This is a genomic window from Edaphobacter sp. (assembly GCF_035763405.1).
Taxonomy (GTDB): domain Bacteria; phylum Acidobacteriota; class Terriglobia; order Terriglobales; family Acidobacteriaceae; genus Edaphobacter.
Genome location: NZ_DASUBE010000050.1, coordinates 1 through 17,842, shown reverse-complemented (window position 1 = coordinate 17,842; position 17,842 = coordinate 1). Strand labels below are relative to the sequence as shown.

The window sequence follows — 17,842 nt, the reverse complement described above, 5'->3', positions numbered from 1 at the left end:
GATGGTGATGCCGGGCGACAACATCCAGTTGGAGATCACGCTGCACACGCCTGTGGCCATGGAGAAGGGCCTCAGGTTCGCCATCCGCGAAGGCGGCAGGACCGTCGGCGCAGGCACCATCAGCGAGATCATCAAGTAAGTACTGGCAACATGGAACAGCAAAGAGCGGCGGGCTTCGGCTCGCCGCTTTTCTGTTCTACGGCATCCTTGTGATGCGGGAAGCGTCCTACACGGTCCGGCCGACGTAGGCGCAGAGCATGTTGGCCAACTCTTGGCGCAGTTTGTCGTGTTCTTTGGCAGGGAAGCGCGCTTCCAGGATGCTCCGGCCGATGCCGGTCATCGCGCCTAGCAGCATGAAGGCAGCGAGTTCAATGTCAACCGCGAGACGCTCCGGAGCGGTTGCGAGAACGGTAGTGAGCGCCTTTGTATTCCGAAGGCGAAGCTCATCCAGAATGCGTTTGCCATCCACGTCGGAACTGACGGAATAGAGCGCGGAACTGACCTTCGGATCTTTCATCTTGGCGCTGAAAAAAGCGTTCGAGATGCCGGGGACCATGACGCAGAGCGGCTCGTCCCTGTATAGCTCGCACGCACGCTCGATGGATTCCGTGACGGTGGTGAGATGGCGCCTTAAGGTCGCCTGGAGCAGCGACCGCTTATTGGGAAAGTATTGATAGAGCGTGCCGACCGAAACGCCGGCGCGCTGAGCAACGCGCGTCGTGGTCAGGCGTTCTTTGCCAACCACGACCAAAACCTGAATGGTCGCATCCAGAATGACGGCGACTGTCTCGGTGGACCGCCGTTGAACGGGCTGTTTACGCGGCTTCAACACGAGGGCGGCGCTGGAAGACAAATGCGAACTCCAAACCTGAAGCTTTCTTCATCCAATCATACAGATCGCAAAAGGAGATCGGAGCATGACGCAGCAGAAGAAGCTGGGAGGAACGTTTTCGTTTCCGGGCACACCGTTCCAGGTGTTTCGCGTGGGATATGGAGCAATGCAGCTATCGGGACCGGGAATCTTTGGGCCACCGAAGGACAGGACGGAGGCCGTGCGTGTGCTGCACGCGGCAATGGAGGCAGGTGTCAACCACATCGATACGAGCGATTTTTATGGGCCATATGTGACTAACCAGATCGTCCGGGAGGCACTGTACCCATACCCAGCAGGTCTGGTCATCGTTACAAAGCTGGGCGGGAGGCGCGACGAGAAGGGCGGGTGGCTCGCGGCCCATTCGGGGCAGGAACTCATCGAGGGCGCAGAGAGCAACCTGCGCAACCTGAGACTCGATGTGCTGGACATCGTGAATCTGCGGGCCTGGGGCATACACGGGCCTGATCCGGGCTTCGATGTGCGCCCGTCGATGGATGTGCTGGCAGACCTGCAACGGCGGGGGATAATCCGGCACATCGGCGTCAGCAACGTCACTCGGGAGCAACTCGTAGCCGCCCAGAAGATCGCTCCGGTGGTTTGCGTGCAGAACTGCTACAACATCGCCAACCGGGCGGACGATCGACTGATCGACGATCTGGCACAACAGGGCATTCCCTATGTGCCGTTCTTCCCGTTGGGCGGGTTTACGCCGCTACAGTCCGGGCACCTCAACGCCACGGCGGCTTCGCTCGGTGCGACGCCGATGCAGGTGGCGCTGGCGTGGCTGCTGCACCGCTCATCAAACATGCTGCTGATTCCGGGAACGTCCTCGGTGGCCCATCTTAGGGAGAACCTCGCCGCGGCAAGCCTGGAGCTGTCTTCAGAGGCGCTGCAACGTTTGGACGCGATTGCACGCGAGGCATCTCACAGCTAAGCAAAGTGCTTTCAGAACCCGCCAGGGCGCCGCACACGTCGCGTGGCGCCCTGATCCGGTCTTCTTCTGACGAAAAGTGCCTTCCGTTTTTTCCTGATTTCATGGATAATAGAGAAGGACGAGCGTGGCCTGACCGCTCCTCTTTCCGTATCAAAATTCAGGATTGGCAAGCGGGGGCCGTTAGCCCTGCGTCGCGGCGTGTCAGGTGGGGAAGCCCAATCAAGACAAGCTGCTTGCCAGCCGAAGCGGCTGGCCACGTTAGAAGGAGATTGAACGAATGCGCGAGATCATCACACTGCAGTGCCCGGAGTGCAAGAACCGGAACTACTCGACCACCAAGAACAAGAAGACCACCACCGGTCGGCTGGAGTTCTCGAAGTTCTGCAACACCTGCCGCAAGCACACGGCCCACAAAGAGACGAAGTAAGTAGAGGCAGGGAGTAGGGAGTAGGGTGTAGGGAGTAGAAGGCCAAAGACTCCCGCGCTGTTCCCCTCCGGCTCAACCGGGGGAGTAAGCTCAACGGTTAAACTGTCGGTCTCCAAAACCGAACTTCTCGGTTCGAATCCGAGCTCCCCCGCCATCATGTCCCGGTATTCAGGCATGGCGGCACGACAAGATTGCAAAGCAGCAGAAGGTTTGAGGCAGTACTATGGCCAAGACGATGACAGCACCGAACGAACCCGGCACCGGGATGCAGCAGTGGAAGGAACAGCCCGCGCGGCTGATGGCTTTTCTCCGCGAGACGCGCAGCGAGATGCGCAAGGTCTGGTGGCCGGGATGGCCTGAAGTCCAATCGACCACCATCGTGGTGCTCATTACGGTGTTCCTGTTTGCCGCCTTCTTCTGGGTGGTGGACAGCGTATTCGGCAATCTGATCGAGCGGCTGCTTCATGCCCTCTCAGGACATTGATTCCCAGGTTCGAGAAATTTGGTAGGAAGAAGTAGACGATGCGCAAAGAAGGAACAACCATGGCGGCTGAAGAGCAGAATCCGGAAGAGCAGAAGCCCGAGGCGTCGAGCACCGGCGAGCAGCCGTCCGAGCAGCTTGCTCCGGCGGTCAACGAGAGCTTCAAGTGGTATATCATCCACGCCTACTCGGGCTTCGAGCGCAAAGTGCGCGAGTCACTCGAGAGCCGCATCGCGGCCTTCGGCCTGCAAAACAAAATCGGCCGCATCATGATTCCCACCGAGCCGGTCACGGAGCTGCGCAACGGCAAAAAGTACACCATCGAGCGCGTCTTTCTGCCGGGCTACGTTCTGGTCGAGATGGACCTCGATAACGATCTCTGGCACGTCATCAAGAACACGCCGCGCGTGACGGGCTTCCTCGGCACCGGCGACAATCCTGTGGCGCTCTCCGAGCAGGAAGTCAGCTCGATCCTCTTCCGTTCCGATGTCTCGAAGGACAAGCCGACGCTCAAGGTCAAGTTCGACAAGGGCGAGCAGGTTCGCATCAACGAAGGGCCGTTCGCCAACTTTACGGGCGCGGTCGATGAGATCAACGAAGACAAGCAGACCCTCAAGGTAATGGTCAGCATCTTCGGACGCTCCACCCCGGTCGAGATCGAGTTCTCGAAGGTGGACAAGGTTGTCGCATAAGAATTTAGCAACATCAATTTAGGCTGGCGTGCTCTGCGCGCTGCTGAAATCAAAAGAGGATTTACCCCAATGGCACCGAAGAAGATTACCGGATACGTCAAGCTTCAGATCGTCGCAGGCAAGGCAACGCCCGCGCCCCCCGTCGGCCCCGCGCTTGGCCAGGCCCAGGTCAACATCATGGAGTTCTGCAAGCAGTTCAACGACCGCACGGGCAAAGACCCCGCCTTGGCCGGTCTCACCATCCCGGTCGTTATCAGCGTCTATGCGGACCGTACTTTCTCGTTCATCACCAAGACGCCGCCGGCTCCGGTGCTTCTGCTGAAGGCAGCGGGCATCGAGAAGGGCTCGGGCACTCCCAACAAGGAGAAGAAGGGCAAGGTCACGGAGAAGCAGGTCCTCGAGATCGCCAAACAGAAGATGCCGGACATGAACGCTGCCACCGTCGAGGCAGCTGCCAAGACCATTCGCGGCACGGCACGCTCGATGGGTATCGACGTGGTCGCATAGCTCTCTGGATTTTTCAGCAAGGAACGGGACGCTTCGGCGTCCCGTTCCTTATGTGCTTTCGATGCGCAGAAGATGAAGCCGATCGATCTGAGGGTGTTTGCTCAGGTGTTTGAGCGCAGGAGGATGAAAACGCAATGTGGATAAATCACGCAGCAGGAGCGACGATTTATCCTGGCTTTCAAGCGGCGCATCAACAACACGGCTCTCGATTATAATTACGAACAAAGCGGGAGTAGTTCAGTGGCAGAACGTCAGCTTCCCAAGCTGAATGTCGCCGGTTCGATCCCGGTCTCCCGCTCCAATGAATTTAAAAACAGAAAAACGGCGCCGAGGCTCTATAGCCCGGCGCCGTTTTGAGTATGTTCGGCGCTGTTACTGGACGACGCTGGCGGTGGTCTTCTGATCGACTTTCATGGAGCGGTCGGCAAGCGCCTGCGCCTCAGGCAGGAAGGTGAGCGCCTTGGCAATCTGCGGGTCCCATTCGGCGCGGACCTTCAACCCTTCGAGCTGGCCGAACTGCGAAGTGAACAGCTCTGCCTTGATGCTGGTCTTGATCCACTCAAGGTTGTCCTTGATGTCGGCGTCGGTGTAGTCGATCTGCTGCGCTTTCAGGAAGTCCTTGAACTGCTGCATCACAGCGTCATCGACGGTGAAGTCGCGGGCAATGGAGCGGTTGGCAAGATAGTGCCTGGTGAAGTTGAAGAAGATGTAGTGCTGGAGCAGGTTGTCTTGGAAGGGAGTGGCCTTGATGTCGGCAATCTTCTCGTCCGGCGTAATGCCGCCACCGCCGTACACGGTACGGCCGGAGTCGGTCAGCCGCACTTCGCGGTCGGCGTTGTTCTTCGGCACATCGTCGCGCACATAGTAGTAGTCGTAGAGCGAGACGTGGTCGTAGTTGCGCTGGATCAGGCGGCCTGACGGAGTGTAGTAGTGGTAGGTCGTCAGCGCAAGACCCGTGTTGTCGGAGGTCTGGAAGACTGTCTGAACCAGGCCCTTGCCGAAGGTGGTTTCGCCTACAATGAGGGCGCGGTCGTGGTCCTGTAGCGCGCCCGAGACGATCTCGGCAGCCGACGCAGTATTGCGGTTCACCAGCACGACAATGGGGAAGTGCGCCCCTTCTTCGCCATGGCTCACGCGGTAGACCTGGTCCGGGAAGGCGCGGCCGCGCTGCGAGACGACGATCTGGCCCTTCTGTAGAAACTTGTCGGCGGTGTTGACGGCTTCGTTCAGCAGACCGCCGGGGTTGCCGCGCAGATCGAGCACCAGACCGTGGATGTCGCCGAACTTGTCGAGCGCGTCTCCGACCTCGCGGCTGGTGGTCTCCATGAAGCCTGTGATGTGGATATAGCCGATGCCCGGGCGGATCATGAAGGCGAGGTCAACCGAGGGGCGCGGAATCTCATCGCGGGTCAGGTCGAAGACCAGCGGCTTGGGCGAGCCTTCGCGCAACATGGTGACGGAGACGTGACTTCCCTTGGGACCCTTGAGCGACGAAGCGACTGCGACCGAATCCATACCGGCGGTCGATTTGCCGTCGATGGCCACAATGACGTCTCCCGGGCGGATGCCCGCGCGGTAGGACGGCGTGCCCTCAAACGGAGCCAGCACGACGATCTTCAGGCCGTTCTTAGCCGTAGGGTCAGGCTGCGGCTGGATGGACATGCCCACACCGTAGTACTTGCCGTGCTGGTCTTCGCGCATCTGGGCGAAGGCCTTGGGATCGTAGAAGTTGGAGTGGGGGTCAAGCACGTGCAGCATGCCCGGAATGGCCCCGTCGTAGACAGCCTTATCGACCTTGTCGCCGGTCATTTTTTCAGCATAGTTCTGCTCGACAATGGAATAGACGTTGGTGAAGTCATGCAGGTCGTCGCGCAGGGTGGATTCGTCGCTGGCGGACTGTGCGGCCACATTGCGATTGATAAACGAGCCAAGCAGGGCGCAGGTGGCGAGAAAGACGGCGGCGGAAAAGAGTGCGCGGCGGGTACGGGGATGCATTGGCTTCAATTACCTCGAAAAAGCAGGACCGGCGCACTGTGGCGCCCGGACAGACACGTCCTACTTTAGGACGGAGTATAGCATCGGCAGGTGAGCGAAGGCAGTATGCAAACGGGGGATTCGCTTGTTCGGGCCGGGACGGTTAGAATGGGGTACGGATACCGTCCATCGCTGTAGAAAGTCTAAAAACAGCAGGGACGTGTGTCGGCGCGATAGCAAGAGCGAATCGCGGATGCTGGCTGAGATACGAGTGAAAATGACCTTGAGAATTTCGCAGTTTGCCCTGGTATGCGGGCTTGGCGTGCTCGCACTGCCGGCGGTGTTGCCGGCCCAGGCGCCGCGCTATCAGAGCCCGCTGACCGTACCGGTCCAGCCGGTCACCCTGCCCGCCCCGGCGGCGATTACGCCCCATGGCACAGTCGTGGAAGACATCATCGCCCGCGTGAATGACCGCATCATTACGCGCAGCGACTTGGAGCGCAGCGAACAACAGCTCGCCCAGGAAGAGCAGCAGTCGAATGCATCTCCGGCGGAGATTGCCGCTCGGCAGAAGAACTTGCTGCGCGACATGATCGACCAGCAACTGCTGCTTTCTCGCGGCAAGCAGCTTGGCATCGACGCAGACGCGGAGGTCGTTCGCCGTCTCGACGAAATCCGCAAGCAGAACCACATGGACAGCATGGACGACCTCGAGAAAGCGGCCCAGTCTCAGGGCGTCTCGTTTGAGGACTTCAAGGCGAGCATCCGTAACAACATCATCACGCAGCAGGTGGTACGCGACGAGGTAGGCAGTAAGCTCCAGATGTCGCCGCGCCAGGAACAGGCCTACTACGAAGCGCATAAACAGGAGTTCGCCCAGCCCGAGCAGGTGCGGTTGAGCGAGATCCTGATCGTCACCCCCGAGGGCGCGACCGACGCCCAGATTGCACAGGCGAAGGCCAGAGCAGATGAGGTTGCGGGAAAGATTAAAGCCGGGGAGAAGTTCGAGGACCTCGCCAAGCAGTATTCGGGCGACCCAACGGGCTCGCAGGGCGGTGACCTCGGCGTGTATAAGCGTGGCGCTTTGGCCAAGGTGCTCGAAGACCAGACCTTCGATCTTCCAATAGGCGGCGTGACGGCGCCCATCCGGACACGTCAGGGCTTTGTGATCCTGAAGGTGACGAACCATCAGAAGGCAGGGATTCCGCCGCTCAAGGACATCGAGCCGCAGATTCAGGAAGCGATGTACATGGCGCAGATGCAACCTGCGCTCCGCGCCTATCTGACCAAGCTGCGCGAAGACTCCTTCATCGAAATTAAGAACGGGTACGTGGACACGGGAGCGAGCCCGCGCGAGACGCAGCCGGTCTACACGGCTTACACTGCGCCTGCTGTCAAGAAGAAGAGAGTGGTGGAAGAGAAGACACGCTTCGAGCGCGGCGGCCGGGCCTCTACCGCCGGCTCTGCGGTAAAGCCGGTTGCAACGGTGACACCGGTTGCGACTGGAGCGACAGTCGTCAGCACAAAGAACGGCAAGAAACCGAAGAAGGTCAAGATCAGGAAAGAGAAGATCCGGTTTGGGCAGGCGCCACGCAACCCGCTGCCGGCCGGACCGCTGGAAACCTCAACCGGAAGTGACCAGGGGCTTGGCGCAGCTTCAGCATCCTCGACTACTGGTGATATGACTACGGAGGCAGCTCCGGGAACTGCGATTGCTCCCATCTCCGACACCAGCGTGGACGATAACCCGCTGAACCCGCATACAACCGTGCATCATAAGACTCGCTTCAGCGATCGCGAGAAAGAGGTTGAGGCGGAAAAGGCAAAGGCGCGGGCGCTTAAGAAGAAGGAGAAGGCAGCCGAAGCTCCCGCTCCCGAGACCGCACAAGAGAGCGCCACGCAGCAGGTGCAGTCCGCCCCGCTTGGACTGAACGGCGACACGGCGAAGAAGAAAAAGAAGAAGAAGGTGAAGGGTGCCAGGAAGGAGCGTATGCAGCAGCAGGCTCCAGCTCCCGCGCCTCCGCCGCCAGTCGAAACTCCAGCCAGGGCTCCGGGCCGCGGTACGCCGCTTGAAGGGACTCCGGGTGCTGGAAAGCAAGCGCCTGCCACTCCTCCGGCAACCGCCCCGTCTTCGACACCGAACTAAGTTATAGCCATGCAACTGGACGCGAGGGCGCTGCTCTCGCGTCTTTATTTTGCCCGCGCGGTATGCTGATTGGAATGAAAGATTTTTTTATTGAACACGCTGCCCGGTTCGACAACGAGGTGGTCATCTCGTATTTTGTGCTGTCGTCCATTCAGGTGCGCGAAAAGCAACAGGGCGGACAGTATCTTTCGCTCACGCTCGCCGACAGGACAGGCATGTTGGCCGGGACTATGTGGGACGACTTCGCCGAAACCGCCGCCACCTGCTCCGACGGCTGCTATGTCAAAGCTCAAGGCAGAATCGGAAAGTACAAAGGCAAGTTTCAGATGACGGTGCAGAAGATGCGCCTGGCCGCCGAATCGGAGATCGACAAGGCGGACTTTCAGCCTTCAACCCGCTTCGATGTTGAAGAGATGTGGGCGGAGCTGCGCGGGTATGTCTCTGAGTTTGCAAACGCAGACCTGAAGCGGCTGGTCTTTGCCTTTCTGGACGACCCGGAGATTGCCTCCGCTTACAAGACCGCACCGGCTGCCATGCGGTTGCATCATGCGTGGCTGGGTGGGCTGCTCGAACATGTGCTGACGCTGGTGCGGGTATGCCGCGCAACGGCCCCGTTTTATCCAGAGGTCGATCCCGACCTGCTTGTCACTGGGGCCATCCTCCACGACATCGGCAAGATCCGCGAACTGAGCTGGAAGTCGAGCTTCAACTACACGCTCGAAGGCCAGGTCATTGGCCACATCAGCATCGCGCACGGCATGTTGCGCGAAAAGGTGCAGGCGATTGCGCCGTTTCCCGAAAAGCTCCGCGTGCTGGTCGAGCACATGATTCTGAGCCATCACGGCAAGTACGAGTTCGGCTCGCCCAAACTGCCCATGACGCCCGAGGCCCTGCTATTGAGCGCGCTCGACGACCTCGAAGCAAAGATGCAGGCCATGCGCAACGAGTTCGCCGCGTCGGTGGCCGGCGGCAAAGGCAGCGGAGAAGTGACCGACTGGGTACGCAGCCTCGACCGGCCGGTTCTGAACAGCCGGGCGTATCTGAAGGACGAGTAGGCTGCACATAATAAGCTGGATTTGCCCAAGTTGTTACAATTTAACTCAGTTCTGAGTGAGATCAATGTTGCGATTTTCAACGGCGGGAGAGAGCCACGGCGAGGGCCTTGTGGCCCTGGTCAGCGGTATGCCGGCGGGCGTTACCGTCGATCAGGAATTTATCAATCGTGAGCTGTGGCGCAGGCAAAAGGGCTACGGGCGCGGCGGGCGCATGCGCATCGAGCGCGACACGGCGCACATTCTGAGCGGCGTCCGGCACGGCAAAACCATCGGCTCGCCGATTGCCATGACGCTGGCCAACAACGACTGGAAGAATTGGACAGAGATTCTGCCCGTCGAGGTAGGCGACCCGGAGAAGCACAAAGCCGTCGCGTCGCCGCGTCCCGGCCATGCAGATCTTGCCGGCAGCCTGAAGTACGACTTCCGCGACGCGCGCTACGTGCTGGAGCGGGCAAGCGCGCGAGAGAGCGCAGCGCGCGTGGCCGCAGGCGCGCTGGCAAAGCTGCTGTTGAAGGCGCTGGGCGTCGAAGTTGCCAGCCACGTGATTCGTGTAGGCAAGGCAGAGCTTTCCCGGCCCGCAACGTGGGACGAAATCGCAGCCCTGCAGAGCAAGGACGAAGTTCTGCTGAACTGCGTTGATCCCGAGAGCGAAGCCGCGATGAAGGCCGAGGTGGACGCGGTCTTGCGCACAGGCGACACCGTCGGCGGCGTCTTTGAAGTGGTCGTGCATGGGCTGCCTCCGGGCGTGGGCACGCACGTCAACTGGGACGAGCGCATGGACGGACTGCTGGCTCAGGCCGTGATGAGCCTCCAGGCCGTCAAGGCAGTCGAGATCGGGCGCGGTGTGACAGCGGCCGAGTCCGTCGGCTCGGCCGTACACGACGCCATCGCCTACGAAGGCCACGCCTTTACAAAATTTTCGCGCGAGCACAATAATGCCGGAGGTCTTGAAGGCGGCATCTCAAACGGCGAAGATGTCATCGTGCGCGGTTATCTGAAGCCCATCTCGACGCTGCGTCGTCCGCTGGCGAGCGTGAGCTTTGAGACGCGCGAGCCGGTGAAGGCCGCTTACGAGCGCAGCGACGTGTGCGTCGTCCCGGCGGCAGGCGTTGCGGCTGAGGCGATGGTTGCCCTGACAGTCGCACGGCTGGCCATCGACAAGTTCGGCGGCGACTCGCTGCGCGAGATGCAGCGCAACTTCAACGGCTACTGCGAGCAGATTCGAGCATACTGACATGAGCGAGACAGCAAAGATACACGCAGTCGTGAAGTGGCCGGACCCCGTGCTGACGAAGCCCGGGGCTCCAGTCACGGTCTTCGACGCCAAGTTGAAGCAGCTTGTCGAGGAGATGTTCGAGTCCATGTACGCCGCGCAGGGCATCGGCCTCGCCGCCCCGCAGATTGGCCTTTCGCAGCGCCTGACCGTCATCGATTGCAGCTTCAAGAAGAATCCCGACGAGAAGGTCGTGCTCATCAACCCGGAGATTATCGAGCGCAAAGGCAAGCAGTTAGAGGAAGAGGGTTGCCTGAGTCTGCCGGAGATACGGGACAAGGTATCGCGTGCCGCGTGGGTCAAGGTGCGGGCACAGAACGTCAAGGGCGAGTGGTTCGAGATGGAAGGCACCGAACTGCTGGCGCGAGCCATGCAACATGAGATCGACCATCTGGACGGCATCCTGTTCATCGACCGGCTCAGCCGCCTGAAGCGCGATCTGACCATTCGCAAGATCAAAAAGATGCAGAAGAACGGTGAGTGGTGAAGCTCGTCTTCTGCGGTACGCCGCAGTTTGCGGTGCCCTCGCTCGAAGCGGTCATCGCCGCCGGGCACGAGGTTCATCTTGTGGTCACGCAGCCGGACCGCGCCGTTGGCCGCAATCAGATCTTGCAGGCTCCTCCCGTAAAACGAGTCGCTATGGAGCATGGCATTCGCGTAGTGCAGCCGGAGAAGATCAAGAACAACCCAGAGTTTCGCGCGACACTGGAAGCAATCCGTCCTGATGCGATTCTGGTGGTCGCGTATGGCCGCATCATCCCCGACTGGATGCTCAACCTGCCGCGGTTCGGTTGCATTAATCTGCACGGCTCGCTCTTGCCCAAGTATCGCGGTGCCGCGCCCATTCAGTGGGCAGTGGCCAACGGCGAAGTGGTGACGGGCGTGACCACAATGCGGCTCGACTCGGGTCTCGACACTGGCGATCTCTTGCTCGCGCAGGTTGTTCCTGTAGGCATTGAAGAGACAGCAGTTGATGTATACGAATGTCTGGCCGCTGCGGGCGCGGAGTTGATGGTCGAGACGCTGCACGGGCTCGATGCCGGCTCCATCTGGCCGCAGCCGCAGGACCACTCTCTGGCGACGCTCGCGCCGATCCTGACGCGCGAAGATGGCCGCATCGATTTCTCTCGAACCGCGAAGCATGTCTACGATCGCTGGCGGGGATTTCAACCCTGGCCTGGCGCGCACACTGCGCTGCGCGGAAGGAAACTGATTGTGCATCGGATGCATCTGGTGGAACGGTTCTCCGATCTGGACGAAGGAATGCTCATCGTCGAGGACGACGCGCTGCTGGCAGGCTGCGGCGGCAGAACGATGCTTGCGCTCGACGAGGTGCAGATGGAAGGCAAGCGCAGGATGAGTGCGGCAGAATTTCTGCGCGGCCATCAGATCAAGAGCGGTGAGCGGCTGGGCCGTGAATAACAGGGGCGCTTCACGCGCAGTTTCGCCGTCGCGGCTGGCAGCGTTTGAGATCCTGACGGCGGTCGACGCAGGCCGAGGGCACAGCGATGAGCTGCTCCACATGCCGCGCGTGGCGGTGCTCTCGCCTGAAGACCGCAATCTTACGACAACGCTGGTGATGGGTGTGCTGCGCTGGCAGATTGCGCTCGACGCGCGCCTGCGCGAATTCTTACAGCGCCCCGAGCAGCGTCTGGCCGAGCCGGTGGCGATTGCGCTGCGCATCGGAGCGTTCCAGTTGCTGCATCTGGACCGCATTCCCGCGCACGCTGCCCTCAGCGAGAGCGTCGAGCTATGCCGCGCGGCGGGCCACCCTCACGCCACGGGTATGGTGAACGCAGTGCTCCGCAAACTGGCTGCCGCAAAGCGGCCGGGAGTGCCCATCCACGAATCGGTGGCGGCCTTTGCCGAGAGACTGGGCCATCCCGCGTGGGTGGCAGAACGCTGGGCATCCGCCTATGGGCGTGAACCCGCGTTCAAGATATGCGAGGCCGACCAGCAGGAGCCGGCCGAGGGCGGCATGTTTGCCGAGAGCGGCGGCGATCTCCCGCAGATCGATGACGGCTCACGTCTCGTCGCAGAGCTGGCAGTGGCAGCTATGCCGGACGCAAAGCGTGTCTGGGACTGCTGTGCGGCTCCCGGCGGAAAGGCGCTGATTCTTGCGCGCCGTCTGAACGAGGCCGCGATCGTGGCCAGCGATGTCAGCGCAAAAAGGCTCGCTGCGATGGAAGCACGGCTGAAGCGACATGCCTATGCCGAGCGGATCATGTGTGCCATCTCCGACGCGGCCGATGCGCGCGGCGTCGAGGGAGAGTTCGACTTGATCCTGTGCGACGTGCCCTGTAGCGGCACGGGAACGCTGGCGCGGAATCCGGAGATTCGCCATCGTTTGAAGCCGGAAGACTTCGCACGACAGGCGACGCGGCAGCGGGCAATCCTCGCGGGCGCGCTCGGCAGGCTTGCCCCGGGCGGAAGGCTGGTCTACTCCACCTGCTCGCTGGAGCCTGAGGAGTGCGAACAGGTCGTTGACGCAGTGATGGCCGAGGGCAGTTGGCGCAGGGTGTCCGTTGAAGGGTTGATGCATCAACTGAGCGAACAGGGAGTGCTGCTCGCCGATGTGTGGCCAGGCACGGCCATGCGCGGCGGGGCCCTGCGGACCCTGCCGGGTGTGCACGGATGCGATGGCTTCTTTGCGGTCGTGTTGGAGCGCGTCACGGCAGACCGTGAGAGGGCGATGTCAGGCGAAATTTAATTTCGTGCCTAACCGGAGCCGATCTCCCCTGTCTAACGGGCGAACGAACCGCGGAACGAGCCGTCGATTTTTCGAGCGTGTTAACGATTCCTGCCTGCTCGGCGTTGTATAGGCAGACGCACGAAATGCGATCCGGAAGAGATGCCTTCCGCGTTGCACCTGGCATCCTGCAGTTGCACCACTGACGTACTGGAGTTTCCCCCATACAGGAGTGATGAAGTTCACGCGCGATGGCGCGAGCGCGGCTTCATGTCTTCAAACGTCTTTTGCGCAAAGCAGAAACCGGAGGGTTGAGATGATGACTCGTATCGTTTGTGTTTTCACCATTGCGCTGGTCATGTCCTGCGCCGGCTTCGGTCAGCAAGCGATGCAGGAGATTGCTGCACCTGCAACCGCGTCCGATGCCGAGAATACCGGCAGCGTCCTGGGTCAACAGCAGTTGAAGCAGAAGATTGCGGAGGATGAAGCGTCCTTGCGACAGGCTGAGGCCACACATGCTTCCGCAGTGGAACGCGCCAGGGTCTACTGGAATCTTGGGATTTTGTACGAAGACACGGCTGCGTTCGGCCTGTCGGAGACTGCGCTGACTCGTTCTGTCGCCCTCTTTCGCAGTGTCGCAGGTGATGATGCGGAGCTTGCCACGGCCCTCAACTCGCTTGCCATCCTGCACATGGCGGTAGGAAAGTTTCACCAGGCAGATAAGGACTCGCGTGAGGCGTTCCAGTTGCGTGAAAAGCTGGGCGACCGATTGCCGCTTGCCGAGAGTTGGAGCACGTTTGCAGCCCTTGCTCTCAAAGAGCACAAATACAACGACGCGCGGGACTATGCCACGAAGGCCGTAGCCGAATATAAAGCAAATCCAAAGGCCGATGAGTCGGACAGCATTGCGTCGCAGTACGCGCTGGGTATGTCGCTCTGCGCGTTGAAGGACTATTCACATGGCGTGCAGATATTGAAAGATGCCGTGGCGGAAGCTATGGCAAAGTTGCCTGCAAATGATTTTCCGATAGGAGCCGGTCAGTTTTTCCTTGGCCTTGCTTACTGGAAGTCGGGCGAGATGGCTCAGGCCCGGCGCGAGATGCAGACAGGATTGACCGCCTTGAACGAACACCTTGGAGAAAACCACCCAACTTACGTGGCTTCGCTCGAACTGTATGCGCAGTATCTGCACCAGACCAGGCAGGTCGAGGCCGCCAACATGGCGGACAGGCAAATTCAGCAGGCAAAAGCTGTCGTGGACGTGCGCTCGCTGCAGGCGGGGCGGGATGCGCTGGGCTTCGATGCGTTTCGTTAGACGAGCCTGCGCCCTTCGATGTCGAGCGCGACGTGATAGAGCGCGTCGCGCGTGGCCAGCGCGGCATTGCCGTCTTCCAGAAACGCCAGGCCGACGAGGTTGTTCCCGGAGACAGCCACCGACGCCTCCCGTTCCGGAGTAATGCGGATAATACCGCGCTGGCCGTGCAGGCTTGCGGCGACGTATAGATTGTCGTCCACGTCGAAGGCCAGCCCCTGCGCGCGGCCCAGCCCCTGATAGAAGACCGTCGTGTCGCCGTCGCGGCTGATGGCGTGGATGGCCTGGTTGCTACTGGTCGTAGGCCCGGTGACAAACAGCGTCCCTGCGCCATTGAAGGCGAGGTGATACGCAGCGATGGAGGGTTCGAGTGTGGCGAAGACGAAGATCTCGCCGCTCTTGCCGTCGGTGCCGGGACCGATCTTGAAGATGGTGCCGGAGCGGTCGCCGACGTAGAGATTGCCTTCCGGGTCGAAGGCGATGCCGGTGGCGATGCCCAGACCTTCGGCGTAGGTTGTGATCGCTCCCGTCTCGGAGATGCGGTAGATAGTGCCTTCGGCGCGCGAACTGGCGTAGAGGAAGCCATCGGGCCCAAAGGCGAGTCCGGTTGCGTTCATAATGTCGCGTGCGAAGGGTGTCACCTGGAAGTCGCGCTGAATCTTAAAGATGGAAACCGGCGTGGCCTGGCCGCGCGAGCCGGAGAGCGTGGCATAGACATTTCCGTCGGCATCGACCGCGGGGTTGGCAACCGGATGAAGGTTCTCAGCCATGGGGACAGCGATGCGGACTTCGATCGGGTTGCTGGCTCGGCTGTTGCGATGCAGGACGAGATCGCCGGAGATGGTGCCCTCCGGTATCGAGACGGTCGCACGGGTAGGGCGGCTGAGGGTGACGGGGGTGGGCGTGTCGCCGACGGCAGCGGTGGGGACGTGCGAGGAATGGGGATCGAGCAGCGTGCCGCGAACATCAATCTGCCCGCCGGGCATAGCTGCAGGCGGTGAGATGCTCTCGATGTGAGGGAAGCCGGGCTGGGGAGTGTCGTGGTGGAGCAGAGAGCGGAGCGTCGTCATGGCTGAATTCAGCCTAGACGCGCCGCGTGGTCGAGCGCAAATGGCTCAGTAGCGCAGATGGATGAGCGAGAAGACGGCGAGCGCGTAGAGACCCGCGCCGATGTCGTCGAGCATGATGCCTGTGCCTTCGGGCAGGCGCTCGATCTGGGGAATCGGCGGGGGCTTCAAGATGTCGAAGAGACGGAAGAGCAGGAAGGCGATGATGGCGTGCGCCCAGTTGGGCGGACATATCGCAAGGGCGACGAGCTGCCCGGCGACCTCGTCGACGACGACATGGCCCGGGTCTTCGAGGCCGGACTCGCGGGCGACAATGGTCGCGGCAGGGATACCGATCAGCGTGACGATCACCGCGGCGATGATGGTGGCGAGAGTAAGGTGCGTGGGATGAAGCGTCTGGGCCAGCGTCAGCCAGATCGCCAGCCCGGCGGCGGAGCCGTAGGTGCCGGGGCCGGGCTTGAGCAGGCCTGCTCCGAAGAAGGTGCCGACGATCCAGGCCCAGAGGGTCTTCTTTTCGGCTGGCGGGTGAATCTGCTGGGTCGAGTTGGGCATTGGGTCTTAGTGTAGCGGGTCTGGCCCCCCTCCCCCACTTAAGTACTCAAAGTCCATGTTCTAAAGGGGTTAGGTCCGGACCTCCCGATCGAGGTCTTCAAAACAGGGGAGTTATCCTCACCAGGACCGTGACTTCTATTCGTCGTCCTCGGAGAGGTTCCGTTTGGGGGAGCGGGCCAGTTCTTCGAGCAGGTCGGGGTCCTGAATGGGGCTGGAGACCTTGTAGTCACCCGAGGCCCATTTGCCGAGGTCGAGCAGGCGGCAGCGGTCCGAGCAGAAGGGGAAGTACTCGTCGGTGACGAGGACGACCTTGTGGCAGGTGGGGCAGAAGAGGGCTTTCGGGGTGGTCATGGTGCTGATCCTGTTTTCCCTATTCTATGCTGCGTCTATGGTTCCTTAGTGCGAACAGGTGTTATGGGTGTGATAAGCGAAACCAGATGACGGTTCGGTTAACACAAGCCGACTTTCTATGAGCAGGTCACTGGTGTCAAGGATTTGTTCTTTGCTTTTTCCTTCATAGAGCTTTTGCTCTTGTTGTTGCTCTAGATTTGTTGCTCTCCACCGGGTTTCTATTCGCACTCTGGATGAGCTGTCTTGAAGCAAGCTCGGTGCCGGTTGGGGTTCGAGAGGAGAGTCGATGCTGCCATTTATCGGTCGGCCTCGAAGGCCGAAGTCGGCTCGCAGTCATCGGAACACGGTGTCGTCGCAACGGGTAAACATGGGCATCTCTTAGGCGGCTTGTTCATAGAACGGCATGTACGGATCCTGGGTGCTCCAGAGGTGATGAAGCAGCACGGCGAGCTTGCGGGCTACTGCAACAACGGCCTTGCTCTTGGCTTGCTTGCCACCTCTCCCGACTAAGTGCAGACCCCACTGTCGAAGTGCCGAGTCTCTTCCGTGTGGTCGGAGGATATGGTTCGAACACTCGATCAACAGACTTCGAAGGTACGCGTTCCCGGCGTGGGTGATGCCGAGCTGAGGATCGTGATCTCCCGACTGACTTCGACGAGGACGCAGGCCAAGATAGCAACCCACATCGCGACTTCGCCCGAACCGTTCCTTGCTGCCCAGCGTCAGCACGAAGGTCAAGGCCGTGAGGTGGCCGACGCCATGAACCTTCAGCAGCGCCTGCGTCTCCGGATACTCGGTCTGGCCGAGTTGATGGATCTGCCGGTCGTACTGCTTGATCTTGATGGTCATCTCCGCGATCTGCTGAAGTACCGGGCCGAGCGCCTGTGCCAGCCCAGGCGGCATAACAGCAAGGCTTCGCTGAGCGAAGCACGTTGTGGCGGAGGCAGGCATACGGTAGCCGCAGGACTTCGTAAGACCGCGCACGGCGTTCACTGCAGCCGTGCGTAGTCGCACCAGCAGAGCTCGCGCACGGATCAGGGTGAGGGCCTCCTGCTGGGCGACGGTGCGATGGGCGATCGGACGAAGGATGTTCGGATCAAGACGGGCGTAACGCGCCAGCTTCTCCGCATCGACCTGGTCGCTCTTCCGGTCACTGTGCGAGATCGCCCGCAGCTCGCGGACGTTCGCCACGATCACTTCGTGACCTAGCTCCTGCAACTGTGCGCTGATCCAGATCGAGTGTGTTCCAGCCTCCATCGCAACCCGCGCTGGAGCCACGTCGGTGAACCACTTCTCGATCGCCTTCGGGGTAGTTCTGAAGCGGCCACGGTCGACCACTTCTCCGTCCTGGTTGAGGGTGCAGTAATGGCTCCAGACGTCGCCAAGGTCGATCCCGATCGTGATCTCGACCTTGGCCTGTCTGCGTGGGACTTCAGCGATGAGGTGTTGCGCTGGCTTCTTCATGGGAACAGTCTGCTCCTCCTTGGGAGGACCTGCTCATCCCATTT

19 protein-coding genes and 2 tRNA genes are annotated in these 17,842 nt (G+C 60.8%); 15 read left to right on the top strand and 6 right to left on the bottom strand.

Annotation, left to right across the window (positions count from 1 at the left end; translation table 11 throughout):
* The coding region (locus VFU66_RS04980; protein WP_524536960.1) for an EF-Tu C-terminal domain-related protein at positions 1-139 on the top strand (139 nt) is incomplete at its 5' end.
* An 87-nt stretch (positions 140-226) separates the two neighbouring features.
* Here VFU66_RS04980 and VFU66_RS04975 read toward each other — a convergent pair.
* Positions 227-853, bottom strand: a complete 627-nt coding sequence (locus tag VFU66_RS04975; protein WP_326445133.1) for a TetR/AcrR family transcriptional regulator — start codon at positions 851-853, stop codon at positions 227-229.
* Between the two features lie 64 nt (positions 854-917).
* Here VFU66_RS04975 and VFU66_RS04970 point away from each other — a divergent pair, with 64 nt between their 5' ends.
* The 7 genes from VFU66_RS04970 to VFU66_RS04940 all read left to right on the top strand — a co-directional run bounded on the left by VFU66_RS04970 (position 918) and on the right by VFU66_RS04940 (position 4,216).
* Entirely contained in the window at positions 918-1,808 is an 891-nt protein-coding gene (locus tag VFU66_RS04970; protein WP_326445132.1) for an oxidoreductase, read from the top strand.
* A 277-nt stretch (positions 1,809-2,085) separates the two neighbouring features.
* The gene (rpmG, locus tag VFU66_RS04965) at positions 2,086-2,235 is read left to right on the top strand and encodes a 50S ribosomal protein L33 (protein WP_022844519.1); all 150 of its coding nucleotides are present in this window, start codon (positions 2,086-2,088) and stop codon (positions 2,233-2,235) included.
* Positions 2,236-2,313: 78 nt separating this feature from the next.
* A tRNA-Trp gene (locus VFU66_RS04960) sits at positions 2,314-2,389 on the top strand.
* Between the two features lie 69 nt (positions 2,390-2,458).
* On the top strand, positions 2,459-2,719 hold the full coding sequence (secE, locus tag VFU66_RS04955; RefSeq protein WP_414649376.1) for a preprotein translocase subunit SecE: 261 nt from the start codon (positions 2,459-2,461) through the stop codon (positions 2,717-2,719).
* A 38-nt stretch (positions 2,720-2,757) separates the two neighbouring features.
* Positions 2,758-3,408: a transcription termination/antitermination protein NusG gene (gene nusG / locus VFU66_RS04950; protein WP_326445131.1), complete on the top strand. Its 651-nt coding sequence runs from the start codon at positions 2,758-2,760 to the stop codon at positions 3,406-3,408.
* A 69-nt stretch (positions 3,409-3,477) separates the two neighbouring features.
* Positions 3,478-3,915, top strand: coding sequence for a 50S ribosomal protein L11 (gene rplK / locus VFU66_RS04945; protein WP_326445130.1), 438 nt, complete (start codon positions 3,478-3,480; stop codon positions 3,913-3,915).
* Between the two features lie 226 nt (positions 3,916-4,141).
* Positions 4,142-4,216 (top strand) — tRNA-Gly (locus VFU66_RS04940).
* A 71-nt stretch (positions 4,217-4,287) separates the two neighbouring features.
* Here VFU66_RS04940 and VFU66_RS04935 read toward each other — a convergent pair.
* Positions 4,288-5,910 carry a S41 family peptidase gene (locus tag VFU66_RS04935; RefSeq protein ID WP_326445129.1) on the bottom strand — a complete coding sequence of 541 codons (1,623 nt, stop codon included), beginning with the start codon at positions 5,908-5,910 and terminating at the stop codon, positions 4,288-4,290.
* Positions 5,911-6,166: 256 nt separating this feature from the next.
* On the opposite strand from VFU66_RS04935, the gene VFU66_RS04930 reads away from it, so the two are divergent.
* The 7 genes from VFU66_RS04930 (at position 6,167) to VFU66_RS04900 (ending at position 14,367) form a co-directional block, all read left to right on the top strand.
* Positions 6,167-8,035 carry a peptidylprolyl isomerase gene (locus tag VFU66_RS04930; RefSeq protein WP_326445128.1) on the top strand — a complete coding sequence of 623 codons (1,869 nt, stop codon included), beginning with the start codon at positions 6,167-6,169 and terminating at the stop codon, positions 8,033-8,035.
* A 74-nt stretch (positions 8,036-8,109) separates the two neighbouring features.
* Positions 8,110-9,090, top strand: coding sequence for a 3'-5' exoribonuclease YhaM family protein (locus tag VFU66_RS04925; RefSeq protein WP_326445127.1), 981 nt, complete (start codon positions 8,110-8,112; stop codon positions 9,088-9,090).
* A gap of 64 nt (positions 9,091-9,154) precedes the next feature.
* Entirely contained in the window at positions 9,155-10,324 is a 1,170-nt protein-coding gene (gene aroC, locus VFU66_RS04920; protein WP_326445126.1) for a chorismate synthase, read from the top strand.
* A 1-nt stretch (position 10,325) separates the two neighbouring features.
* Entirely contained in the window at positions 10,326-10,850 is a 525-nt protein-coding gene (gene def, locus VFU66_RS04915; protein ID WP_326445125.1) for a peptide deformylase, read from the top strand.
* Positions 10,847-11,785, top strand: coding sequence for a methionyl-tRNA formyltransferase (gene fmt / locus VFU66_RS04910; protein ID WP_326445134.1), 939 nt, complete (start codon positions 10,847-10,849; stop codon positions 11,783-11,785). The genes def and fmt overlap by 4 nt, the downstream gene beginning before the upstream one ends.
* Positions 11,763-13,073, top strand: a complete 1,311-nt coding sequence (locus VFU66_RS04905; RefSeq protein WP_326445124.1) for an RsmB/NOP family class I SAM-dependent RNA methyltransferase — start codon at positions 11,763-11,765, stop codon at positions 13,071-13,073. Before fmt ends, VFU66_RS04905 begins: the two co-directional genes overlap by 23 nt.
* 295 nt (positions 13,074-13,368) lie before the next feature.
* Positions 13,369-14,367, top strand: a complete 999-nt coding sequence (locus tag VFU66_RS04900) for a tetratricopeptide repeat protein (protein WP_326445123.1) — start codon at positions 13,369-13,371, stop codon at positions 14,365-14,367.
* On the opposite strand, the gene VFU66_RS04895 is transcribed toward VFU66_RS04900, so the two are convergent.
* The 4 genes from VFU66_RS04895 to VFU66_RS04880 all read right to left on the bottom strand — a co-directional run bounded on the left by VFU66_RS04895 (position 14,364) and on the right by VFU66_RS04880 (position 17,798).
* On the bottom strand, positions 14,364-15,434 hold the full coding sequence (locus tag VFU66_RS04895; protein WP_326445122.1) for a gluconolaconase: 1,071 nt from the start codon (positions 15,432-15,434) through the stop codon (positions 14,364-14,366). The genes VFU66_RS04900 and VFU66_RS04895 overlap by 4 nt on opposite strands.
* 45 nt (positions 15,435-15,479) lie before the next feature.
* Positions 15,480-15,983 carry a phosphatidylglycerophosphatase A family protein gene (locus VFU66_RS04890; RefSeq protein WP_326445121.1) on the bottom strand — a complete coding sequence of 168 codons (504 nt, stop codon included), beginning with the start codon at positions 15,981-15,983 and terminating at the stop codon, positions 15,480-15,482.
* A 135-nt stretch (positions 15,984-16,118) separates the two neighbouring features.
* Positions 16,119-16,334 (bottom strand): DNA gyrase inhibitor YacG, encoded by a 216-nt coding sequence (locus tag VFU66_RS04885; protein ID WP_326445120.1) that lies wholly within the window; start codon positions 16,332-16,334, stop codon positions 16,119-16,121.
* Positions 16,335-16,712: 378 nt separating this feature from the next.
* Entirely contained in the window at positions 16,713-17,798 is a 1,086-nt protein-coding gene (locus VFU66_RS04880; protein ID WP_326445119.1) for an IS110 family RNA-guided transposase, read from the bottom strand.
* Positions 17,799-17,842: the final 44 nt, after the last annotated feature.